12 protein-coding genes are annotated in these 10,066 nt (G+C 40.9%); all 12 read left to right on the top strand.

Going from position 1 to position 10,066, the window contains the following annotated elements:
- Positions 1–150: 150 nt before the first annotated feature.
- The 12 genes from Q0K35_RS06025 to rpsU all read left to right on the top strand — a co-directional run bounded on the left by Q0K35_RS06025 (position 151) and on the right by rpsU (position 9,919).
- Positions 151–1,092 (top strand): serine hydrolase, encoded by a 942-nt coding sequence (locus Q0K35_RS06025; RefSeq protein ID WP_294561771.1) that lies wholly within the window; start codon positions 151–153, stop codon positions 1,090–1,092.
- Positions 1,089–1,661: a spore maturation protein A gene (locus tag Q0K35_RS06020; protein ID WP_294561770.1), complete on the top strand. Its 573-nt coding sequence runs from the start codon at positions 1,089–1,091 to the stop codon at positions 1,659–1,661. Before Q0K35_RS06025 ends, Q0K35_RS06020 begins: the two co-directional genes overlap by 4 nt.
- Positions 1,651–2,160 (top strand): spore maturation protein, encoded by a 510-nt coding sequence (locus Q0K35_RS06015; protein ID WP_294561769.1) that lies wholly within the window; start codon positions 1,651–1,653, stop codon positions 2,158–2,160. Before Q0K35_RS06020 ends, Q0K35_RS06015 begins: the two co-directional genes overlap by 11 nt.
- Positions 2,161–2,186: 26 nt before the next feature.
- On the top strand, positions 2,187–2,909 hold the full coding sequence (locus Q0K35_RS06010) for a pseudouridine synthase (protein ID WP_294561768.1): 723 nt from the start codon (positions 2,187–2,189) through the stop codon (positions 2,907–2,909).
- Between the two features lie 81 nt (positions 2,910–2,990).
- Complete coding sequence (locus tag Q0K35_RS06005) at positions 2,991–3,761, top strand: RsmE family RNA methyltransferase (protein WP_294561767.1); 771 nt, start codon at positions 2,991–2,993, stop codon at positions 3,759–3,761.
- Positions 3,727–4,479 (top strand): hypothetical protein, encoded by a 753-nt coding sequence (locus Q0K35_RS06000; protein ID WP_294561766.1) that lies wholly within the window; start codon positions 3,727–3,729, stop codon positions 4,477–4,479. The genes Q0K35_RS06005 and Q0K35_RS06000 overlap by 35 nt, the downstream gene beginning before the upstream one ends.
- Complete coding sequence (gene mtaB / locus Q0K35_RS05995; RefSeq protein ID WP_294561765.1) at positions 4,476–5,765, top strand: tRNA (N(6)-L-threonylcarbamoyladenosine(37)-C(2))-methylthiotransferase MtaB; 1,290 nt, start codon at positions 4,476–4,478, stop codon at positions 5,763–5,765. Before Q0K35_RS06000 ends, mtaB begins: the two co-directional genes overlap by 4 nt.
- Position 5,766: 1 nt before the next feature.
- The gene (locus Q0K35_RS05990) at positions 5,767–7,236 is read left to right on the top strand and encodes a UDP-N-acetylmuramoyl-L-alanyl-D-glutamate--2,6-diaminopimelate ligase (RefSeq protein WP_294561764.1); all 1,470 of its coding nucleotides are present in this window, start codon (positions 5,767–5,769) and stop codon (positions 7,234–7,236) included.
- Positions 7,223–7,885 carry a deoxyribose-phosphate aldolase gene (deoC, locus tag Q0K35_RS05985; protein WP_294561763.1) on the top strand — a complete coding sequence of 221 codons (663 nt, stop codon included), beginning with the start codon at positions 7,223–7,225 and terminating at the stop codon, positions 7,883–7,885. The genes Q0K35_RS05990 and deoC overlap by 14 nt, the downstream gene beginning before the upstream one ends.
- Before the next feature lie 124 nt (positions 7,886–8,009).
- A complete protein-coding gene (locus Q0K35_RS05980) occupies positions 8,010–9,005 on the top strand; it encodes a nucleoside hydrolase (RefSeq protein WP_294561762.1) in 996 nt (331 codons plus the stop codon).
- Positions 8,995–9,576, top strand: coding sequence for an ECF transporter S component (locus tag Q0K35_RS05975; protein WP_294561761.1), 582 nt, complete (start codon positions 8,995–8,997; stop codon positions 9,574–9,576). Before Q0K35_RS05980 ends, Q0K35_RS05975 begins: the two co-directional genes overlap by 11 nt.
- Before the next feature lie 163 nt (positions 9,577–9,739).
- Entirely contained in the window at positions 9,740–9,919 is a 180-nt protein-coding gene (rpsU, locus tag Q0K35_RS05970) for a 30S ribosomal protein S21 (RefSeq protein WP_273401621.1), read from the top strand.
- Positions 9,920–10,066 lie beyond the last annotated feature (147 nt).

Here is a 10,066-nt window from a genome sequence, read left to right as displayed (position 1 = left end):
GGAAAGGAGCACCATATGGTTTTTAAGTTTTGCAGATGACGCTTGCGTCATTTTTTTATTGTTTTTGCTTCATATTTATTATTATTTATGTAGATTTTCAAAAAGATGGCTTTTTTGCTTCTGCTTTTCATACAATGAAACAGGTGAAATATGAAAAAAACAATTGCTTTTTTGATGATGCTTTTTTGCTTTCAGCTGCCCATAGAGGCAGATTATATCGTCATGTCTGAAGGTGAGGTATTAGCGGGTGACAACATTCATCAGACACAAAGCGTCGCTTCAATCAGCAAGGTGATGACAGCATTGGTAGCGCTGGAAAATGCCGATATCAGCGACAGGATCATCATTGATCGAGAAACGACGATGCAAATCGGTTCTTCCTTATACATGCTTGAAAACGAAGAATATTCATTGCTTTCGCTATTATATGGCCTGATGCTGAGAAGCGGTAATGATGCGGCACATGCAATTGCTCTTCATGTTGGTAAAGATGTTGCCCATTTTGTTAAAATGATGAATGATAAGGCAAAAGAATTAGGTATGCATGATACTGTGTTTTCAAATCCCAGCGGATTGGATGAAACGGATGAAGGAAATATCTCGAGCTTATATGATATGGCCTTATGCATGCAGGCTGCCATGAAAAATGACATTTTTAGGATGATCGTCAATACGCGTCAGTACCAGGCAGAGAATCAGCGTGTATGGATCAATAAGAATCGTCTTTTAAGCATGTATGACAGCTGTAATGGAGGAAAGACAGGCTATACGGTAAAATCCGGTAAAACACTGATTACCACAGCTTATGAAAATGGTCTTGAATCCATCGTGGTCAGCTTTAGAGAAGGGGATTATTTTATGTTACATAAACGGCTTCATGAAGATGTGTACCAGAAATATAAATCCCATCTTTTGATTAAAAAAGGCAGCTATAAGATAGCTAATAAGCGGCTGCTCATCAAAGAAGATATTCATGCAATCGTTCCTATTGGTGATGAGGTATTTGTGGAAGCTCTTATTGAAGATGGAAAAGTGCTCATCCGCTATAAAAATTTAGATACTGTGATTGAACGAAGGGAGCTTTTGACATGACGCTTTTCTGGAGCATGATGATCTTAGCCTCTATCTTATTTGCGTTAATTACCGGAAAAAGTGAGCTTTTAAGCAATACGATCGTATCGGTTGGCAGTGAAACATTGGATTTTGTATTGCCGCTGATTGCAGTTACCTGTTTTTTTAACGGGATCGTAGAAATTGCCTTTCAAAACGGCTGTATCGCATGGCTGGAGAGAAGGATGAACCCCTTGCTTCGCTTCCTGCTTCCGGATATCAAGCACGATCAGGAAACCTTGGGTTATGTTGCCAGCAACATCGTGATCAATATGTTTGGATTGGGAAGTGCCGCTACTCCTGTCGGCCTGAAAGCGATCAAAGGCATGCAGAAGCACAATCCTGATCCTAAAACAGCAACCCGAAGCATGGTAACCTTTCTCGTATTAAATACAGGCGGCGTCACACTGTTTCCGACAAGCATCATCGCTTTACGTGTGGCTTATGCATCAAAGGATGCGACCAGCTTTATTCCTTTTGCGATCATTGCTACTTTCAGTGCATCCCTGATAGGACTTTTGGTGGATCGGTGGTGGAATCATGGTCACTAATCTGATCTTGCCGCTTTTTATCTTTCTGATCCTGACCGTATCACTGATTAAGAAGGTTGATTCGTACAATGCCTTTTTAAAGGGAGTCAAAGAAGGCTTTTTACTTTTTAATGATGTATTTGGAAGCATGCTTTCCATGATGTTTGCGATCAATTTATTAAGAATTAGCGGCTTGCTTGATTTTATCGCTCATATTTTCGCGTCTTCGATTCTGAAGATCGAACCTTCCTTATGGGCCATGATGCTTTTCCGGCCTTTTTCGGGAACAGCCTCTTTAGCGATCATGATCGATATTTTTAAATATTTAGGTGTTGATTCTTTTAGTGGTATTATGGCAAGTATCATTCAGGGAAGTACGGATACGACGCTTTATGTCATCACCTTATATTTTGGGTGTGTTGGTGTTAAAAAGATCAAAAATTCGATGGTCATCGGTCTGATCAGTGATATTGTAGGAATAAGTATGGCCATTCTACTTACATTTCTCTTCTTTTCATGATATGATACTGAAAAAGGAAGTGGAATATGGAAAGATTACAGAAGGTAATTGCTGCCAGCGGCTTGACTTCACGCAGAAAAGCTGAAGTTTTGATCAGTGAGGGAAGGGTCCGTGTGAATGGCAATGTGATTCGTGAAATGGGATATAAAGTAAAAAAAGGTGACAGGATCGAGGTTGATGGTGAACTGATCCAAAAGGAAAATAAGGTCTATTATGTCATGAATAAGCCTAAAAAATGCTTGTGTACCTTAGATGATGAGCATGGGCGCAAGACAGTCGTATCACTGATCGATTGTGAAGAGAGGATTTTCCCGGTAGGCAGATTGGACTATGACACAAGCGGTGTCTTGATCCTGACCAATGACGGTGAATTTGCCAATATGATCATTCATCCTCGCTATCATCTTCCTAAAACCTATGACGTGCTGATCGATGGTATCCTGGATACCTCTCAGATCAAAGAATTAGAAAAGGGTATCCAGCTGGATGATGGTATGACGCTGCCGGCAAAAGTAAGGGTTCGTAAAAAAGATTATGCCCTTAAAAAAACTAAATTTGATCTGACGATCGTTGAAGGGAGAAATCATCAGGTCAAACGTATGGTCGAGTATTTTGGCTATCAGGTCACTTCTCTGCATCGTAAATCAATCGGCTTCTTAAAGGTTGATGATATGTCACAGGGAAGCTACCGGCTTTTAAAGCCGCAGGAGGTCAAAGATCTGCGGCGTTTAGCGAATGAAGGAAAATAATGCTCCGCTTTTGGCGGAGTTTCTTTTAAGTTTTATTTGTCTTTTATTGTTATTTCGATTAAAATAGAAAAAGGTGATGGTATGCAGCAGTATTTTATAGAATCAAAACTTAGTGAAAAGATCCTGTTTAATGAGGAACAATCTCATCATATCGCACATGTCATGCGTATGAAGGAAGGCGAGATCGTTAAGGTCGTCGATTGTGAGGAACAGGCCGCTTATGCTGCTATCCACTATGAAGGTAAAAAAGCTGTTGGACTTCTTCAAGAGCATTTGCCTGATGATCATCATAAACAGATCGACATCAGTCTGGCAATGGCACTGGTCAAAAAAGAAAAATGGGAGCTTTGCGTACAAAAATCTGCGGAATGCGGGGCTTATGATATCTTACCGTTTATATCCTCAAGAAGCGTTGTGAAAATCAGTGAAGAAAAGAATGATAAAAAATTAGCGAGATGGCAGAAGATTGCCTTAGAAGCCTGTGAGCAGTCAAAACAGAATCACCGCTGTCTGGTCCATCCGATATGTTCATTTTCACAGGTGCTTGAAAAAGAAGCTGATTTAAAATGCATTGCCTATGAGAATGCGGATACAACAGCCGACAGTCTGGGAAAAGTTTTATGTCAGCATCCCAACATTCGATCTGTGCTGGTCATGATCGGCCCTGAGGGTGGTTTCAGCGGGAAGGAAATCACAGAAGCTAAAGCCCATGGCTTTATCTGTGTATCTCTTGGTAAGCGGATCCTCAGAGCAGAAACAGCTGCTATCAGTGCTGTCAGCATGCTGACTTATCATTATGAGTTGCTTGGAGAATGGTATGGAACTAATAAAGAAAATTCAGAAAAAGGATGAAATCAAACTGTTGAAATGTGATGCAGTCAAGCGTTTCATCAAAGAAAATGAACATTATCTAAAACGATATCACATTGATCTGTCAATCAAAAAAGAGGAGGATTTCTTTTATTTTGAATGTCTTGTTCAAACCTTAAAAAACAAGGAGGCCTTTGAAGGCTGCTTTGTGAAATCTTATGATGATATGATTGATTATTGGCAGACACTGAATTATGAAGAAAGAAAACGTCTGATCAATATCGATATTGACCGGATCAAAGAAAAGCTTCCTTTTGTGGTACGTGATCAGCAGAAGCTTTACTTGCCTTGCATGAATGAGCGCATCAATGCAATTTATGAGAATGAAATGGTATTATTTGAATTGAAACAATATAATCGGCTGCGATTTGATTGTAAGGATATGATCGATCAACATCATCTTACGTGTGAAATGGTCAGCTTTCATTTTACGTCCTTGGAATTGGCAGAAATCGATGAAAATGGTTATTGGGCTTATTGTCCGTTATCATCGACGTTATATCATTTTGTAGATGATGTTATCTGTGAATCCTTTCCTTTGGTCCGTTTCCAAGGTGAGATCAATGAGCTTGAAGACTGGATCTCTTTATATCTGAAGGAAGATGAAGAGGCATGTATTCGTATGTTCATCGAAAAGGGCTGGATCAGTGAAAAGATGACACGTAAAATGACGAAGATCTTAGAAAGAAGGAAAAAATGAAAACATTTGCGATACATACACTTGGCTGCAAGGTCAATTCCTATGAATCTGAAGCTTACATCGAAAAATGTCTTCAGTTAGGTTATAAGCAGGTTGATTTTAAAGATAAAAGTGATATTTATCTGATCAATACCTGTGCAGTGACCAATACCGCAGCTTCAAAATCAAGACAAAAGATCCATCAGGCGATTACTCAAAATCCACATGCTTTTATTGCGGTCATCGGCTGTTATTCACAGGCTGAGGCAGCGAATATCGAAAAAATGGAAGGTGTGAATGCGGTTGTGGGAAGCGATCAGAAACAGACGTTTCTCGATTCGCTCGATACGCTTGTGGAAAAACATCAGAAGATCAATTATGTTCATGAATTAAATACGATTCCTCAGTTTGAGGATCTGCATATCGAACGCTTTGTTCGGCATACAAGGGCCTATTTAAAGATACAGGATGGCTGCAACCAGTTCTGCAGTTATTGTATCATTCCTTATACAAGGGGAAGAGAACGCTCTTTGGAAGAAGATAAAGCAATAGAGATCGCGAAAAAGCTCGTATCGAACGGGCATCATGAGATCGTTCTTTCAGGGATCCATACCGGAAGATATGGCCGTGGTATTCATAGCGATCTTCCTTCTTTGCTTAACAAGCTGTTGGAAATTCAAGGACTGGACCGTATCCGGATCTCAAGCATTGAGATGAATGAAGTCAGCGATGCTTTGCTGGATCTGATGGAAAAGCATCCCCAGATTGCCCGGCATCTTCATATACCGGTACAGGCATGCAGCGATTCGGTCTTAAAAAGGATGAATCGTCCCTATGATATGCGGCAGTTCATGAAGCGGATCGAAGAGATTCGTCAAAAGCTTCCTCTTATTTCAATCAGTACGGATATCATTGCCGGATTTGCGGATGAAAGTGAAGAAGAGTTTGAAGAAACGTTAAAAAATGCAAAGATGTGCCGCTTTAGCTTCATGCACGTCTTCCCATATTCAAAAAGAGATCAAACAGTGGCTAGTAAAATGAAACAAATTCATGGTACAATAAGAAAGCAAAGAGCACATGAGCTTTGTGAGCTGTCAGATGTGATGAAGAGGGAATACAGCAATTCATGGATTTCAAAAAGCTGTGAGGTTTTGGTCGAAACATGCAAGGGTGAAAATTGCATGGGACATTCCAGTGAATATTTACCGGTTATGTTTAAAGGGGATGCCTCGCTGGTCGGACATATCGTTCGCGTTGTGATTCATGAAGTAAATGATTCCGGATGTTTAGGATCATTGGAGGGTTAAGATGAAATGTTCATATTTATTTGAAAATGCACCGGATATTGAAATTAAGACGCTTTTTTACGATTCTCGGAAGAAAGTAAAAAATGGCATGTTTTTCTGCATGGATGGTCTTGTTCATGACGGTCATGAATTTATTCGGCAGGCGATCGAAAATGGGGCGGTCTGCATCGTTCATTCAGAAGATATCTCTGAAAAGCAAAAGGGAATCGTATATATTCGTGTTGAGGACGTGAGCGATACGATGGCACGGGTTGCTGCTCGTTTTTATGGCTATCCGTCAAAAAAGATGAAGATCTATGGTGTGACCGGAACAAATGGGAAAAGTACGATTACGACGATCATTCGTGATATTCATTCGAGGTTTGAACCTTGCGGCTATATCGGGACGATTTCTATCAGCTATGGTGATGTTACCTTGCCCCCGGATCTTACGACGCCGGATGCCATCATGCTTCAATCGGTATTCAAGGATATGGTGAAGGCCGGAATGAAGGCATGTTCACTTGAGGTCAGCTCACACGGGTTGGAACAGAATCGTGTGAACGGTGTTGATTTTGATGTTGCGATCTTCACCAATCTGACCTATGATCACCTCGATTATCATGGTACTTTTGAAAATTATCTAAAAGCCAAATGCAAGCTTTTTGAAATGATCCGAAAGGATGGCATCTGTGTTTTGAATGTCGATGATGCTTCTTTTAAAGAGTTTGAAGAGGCATCAAATGGCCGCGTTGTTACTTATGGCATTCAAAATGATGCGGATTATCGTGCTGATAACATTCAATTGGGTATTGAAGGAACAAGCTTTTCCTTGATTTATGAAAATAAAGAATATCCGGTACGTACAAATCTTGTCGCTTTGTACAATGTCTATAACCTTTTGGCGGCGATTGCCGGCTTGCATCAGGGAGGACTTGATCTTGAGAAGATTCTTGAGTGTCTGAATGATCTCAAGCAGGTTGACGGACGACTGGAGCGAATCGATGAAGGTCAGCCGTTCAATGTCATCGTTGATTATGCACATACTCCGGATGGCTTTGAAAAAATATTTGAGTATGCTCAGATGATCACGCCAAGCGATCGCAATATCATTGCCGTGTTTGGCAGTGCCGGACGCCGGGATGCGAAAAAAAGAAAGGTGATGGGCAGCATTGCCGATCGTTATTGCGGGAATATCATCATTACCGATGAAGATCCCCGTACAGATGATCCAAGCGCTATTGCCAATGATATCAAAAGCGGTATCGTCAATGCCAATACGATCTATATTCCTGAAAGAAGTGATGCGATCCGTCAGGCCATTGAGATTGCCAATGTCAAGGATACGATCCTGATCCTTGGCAAGGGGGATGAAGACTATATGGTCTACGAAAACGGCAAGCAGTATTACATGGGCGACCAGAAGGCTGCCAAACGAGCAATTAGAAAATACTATCTAGGTATTGAGGAGGACGAAAATGAAGAAGAGTAAGTATATCGATCATACATTGTTAAAGCCGCAGGCTACGAAGGCTCAGATCCTTAAATTATGTGACGAAGCCCTTGAATATGATTTCGCAAGTGTTTGTGTGAATCCTTACTGGGTCAAGACTTGTGCTGAAAAGCTAAAGGGAAGCAATGTCATGGTTTGTACGGTGATCGGTTTTCCTTTAGGTGCAACGACCAGTGAAACCAAGGCGTTTGAAACGAAGCAGGCCATTGCACAGGGTGCTGATGAAGTGGATATGGTCATGAATATCGGAGCCCTGATAGACGGCGATACGGATACTGTTATCAAGGATATCGAAGCTGTCGTAGAAGCAGCGAACGGCAAGTGTGTCAAGGTGATCCTTGAAACCTGTCTTTTAAGCGATGAACAGATCACTTTGGCTTGTGAATGCTGTGTAAAGGCAAAGGCAACCTTTGTCAAGACGAGCACAGGTTTTTCAACTGCAGGAGCAAATCCGCATGTTGTCAAAGTCATGGTTGATGCTGTCAAAGGAGCATGTAAGGTTAAGGCAGCCGGCGGTGTCCGTACACCTGAAGAAATGGATGAGATGATCAGGATCGGAGCTGACCGTATCGGTACAAGCTCCGGTGTTAAGCTGATGAATAACGAAAGCGGAAAAACTTCATATTGATATAAAACTGGTTTCAAACCTCCCAGTATAATAATAGGCAAAAAGTGAATGAAATTTTTATGAAAGCTTCATGACCTTGCTTATATTACAGGCAGGGTCATTTTTAACGTGAAAGGGTGATTGAATGAAGCGTAAGATCATTATTGACTGTGATCCCGGAATCGATGATAGTTTGGCGATCATGATGGCATTATCATCAAAGGATGTTGAAGTGGTGGGAATTACGATCGTATGTGGCAATGCTCCCGTAACGATGGGTTTTGAAAATGCGAAGAAAGTGCTGAAACATATGAATCGTCTGGATATTCCGATCTATATGGGTGCTGCTAAGCCGTTAAAAAAAGAATATGTAAATGCTTTGGATACGCATGGGAGCGATGGGCTTGGAGAAAGCTTTCTTGAACCTGTGGAAGGCTTTTACCAGCCTCTGACGGCTGTTGAATTTTTATCGCAGACATTGAATAAGGAAAGCTGCAGCGTGATCGCTCTTGGTCCTTTGACAAATCTTGCTGATTTGCTTGCTGCCGATGAAAAAGCCTTTAATAATATTGAGATGCTTGTTTCCATGGGTGGTTCATATAAGGCCCATGGAAACTGTTCACCGGTGGCTGAATACAATTACTGGGAGGATCCTGAGGCTGCGGCTATCGTTTATCAGCATATGGCCAAGCTTGGTCGCTTGATCCATATGGTAGGCCTGGATGTCACAAGAAAGATCGTCCTGACTCCGTCACTTCTTTCTTATATGGAAAGACTTGATCCTGAAAAAGGAGAATTTATACGTAAGATCACGAAATTTTATTTTGATTTTCATTGGCAGTGGGAACATATCATCGGTTGTGTCATCAATGATCCTCTGGCCATGGCTTATTTTCTAAATCCAAAGCTATGTCATGGATTTAATTCTTATGTCCAAATTGAAACCGAATCTCTTTCAAGAGGACAATCGATCGTAGATGCTTATGATTTTTATAGAAAAAAGGCGAATGCCCATGTCTTGAATGAAGTAGATGTCCGGGGATTTTTTGAATTATTTTTTGAATTGCTGCTTCATATGGAAAAAGACAAGCTTACTGAATTGGAAAAGCTGATTGCGCAGGAGGTGGATCATGAAGGCTAAGTTTTCTATCTTTCAAATATGCATGATCGCTTTGAGCGTGGTCCTGAACATCGTGGGCGGTCAGATTGCTTTGTTATTGCGTCTGCCAATCTATCTGGACAGCATCGGCACGATCTTCACAGGAGCTGTCTATGGACCTGTATTAGCCATGCTTCCCAGTCTGCTGAGCGGATTGATACTTGGTGTGACAAGTGATATCTATTCGTTATATTACGCACCTGTGGGCATTCTTTTGGGTCTTTTAAGCTCTCTTGTATGGAAAAAAAGATCTTCCAAGGCAAGCTGGCCTTTTCTTGCTGCCTTTGTGATCACGATTCCGACATCACTATGCAGTGCTTCGATCACTGCAGCACTGTTTGGCGGCATCACTTCCAGCGGGTCAAGCATTTTGGTCCAATTGCTCGCTAAAACACCGCTGGGACTGACCATGAGCTGTTTTATCGTACAGGTCATGACAGATTATCTCGATCGTCTGTTAAGCATCGTCATCGTGCTGGCACTGCTGAAGCGGCTGCCTAAGAGCATGCTTCATAAGATAAATCCTGCGCTTAAGGAAGACAAAGATATTTAAAATAAAGGGTTCATTTTTATCGTTTTATCTATAAAAATACGCTTTATCTTGAAAAAAAGGGTTTAAAACTAGAAAATAACTGAAAAAATTTCCATAAAATCTTGCATAATTATGTGAAATTATGTATAATGTACATGCTTGCTCGGAAGGGAGGTTTTTGTAGATGCCAAAAGTAGTGTTAAAAGAGAACGAAGTTTTAGATGATGCTTTACGTAGATTTAAACGACAAGTATCTAGAAACGGTACCCTTGCTGAGGCTCGTAAAAGAGAGTTTTATGTAAAACCAGGCGTACGTCGCAAATTAAAACAAGAAGCAGCACGCAAAGCTAGACGCTCAAAATAGAAGCAGCTGCTTCTTTTTTTGGTAATTTAAACTAGTGAGTGGTTTAAAGAAATTACGCTTTAAACTAATGAGTGGTTTATAAAGAAGAGAAACAGATGATATAAAGGATGTGAAACCTCGATATCATCTGTTTTTTTTGTGCCGAGA

This window comes from uncultured Traorella sp., assembly GCF_944327115.1.
In the GTDB taxonomy this organism is placed as follows: Bacteria; Bacillota_I; Bacilli_A; order Erysipelotrichales; family Erysipelotrichaceae; genus Traorella.
Note: the sequence above shows the minus strand (reverse complement) of the source record. Positions and strands in the feature narration are given on the sequence as shown.

Excerpts from the sequence above, each read along its gene's own strand:
- Q0K35_RS06000 (WP_294561766.1), top strand. The coding sequence starts at position 3,727 with ATGGAACTAATAAAGAAAATTCAGAAAAAGGATGAAATCAAACTGTTG.
- deoC (WP_294561763.1), top strand. The coding sequence starts at position 7,223 with ATGAAGAAGAGTAAGTATATCGATCATACATTGTTAAAGCCGCAGGCT.
- rpsU (WP_273401621.1), top strand. The coding sequence starts at position 9,740 with ATGCCAAAAGTAGTGTTAAAAGAGAACGAAGTTTTAGATGATGCTTTA.
- Q0K35_RS05990 (WP_294561764.1), top strand. The coding sequence starts at position 5,767 with ATGAAATGTTCATATTTATTTGAAAATGCACCGGATATTGAAATTAAG.
- Q0K35_RS06010 (WP_294561768.1), top strand. The coding sequence starts at position 2,187 with ATGGAAAGATTACAGAAGGTAATTGCTGCCAGCGGCTTGACTTCACGC.
- Q0K35_RS06025 (WP_294561771.1), top strand. The coding sequence starts at position 151 with ATGAAAAAAACAATTGCTTTTTTGATGATGCTTTTTTGCTTTCAGCTG.
- Q0K35_RS06005 (WP_294561767.1), top strand. The coding sequence starts at position 2,991 with ATGCAGCAGTATTTTATAGAATCAAAACTTAGTGAAAAGATCCTGTTT.
- Q0K35_RS06020 (WP_294561770.1), top strand. The coding sequence starts at position 1,089 with ATGACGCTTTTCTGGAGCATGATGATCTTAGCCTCTATCTTATTTGCG.
- Q0K35_RS05975 (WP_294561761.1), top strand. The coding sequence starts at position 8,995 with ATGAAGGCTAAGTTTTCTATCTTTCAAATATGCATGATCGCTTTGAGC.
- Q0K35_RS05980 (WP_294561762.1), top strand. The coding sequence starts at position 8,010 with ATGAAGCGTAAGATCATTATTGACTGTGATCCCGGAATCGATGATAGT.
- mtaB (WP_294561765.1), top strand. The coding sequence starts at position 4,476 with ATGAAAACATTTGCGATACATACACTTGGCTGCAAGGTCAATTCCTAT.
- Q0K35_RS06015 (WP_294561769.1), top strand. The coding sequence starts at position 1,651 with ATGGTCACTAATCTGATCTTGCCGCTTTTTATCTTTCTGATCCTGACC.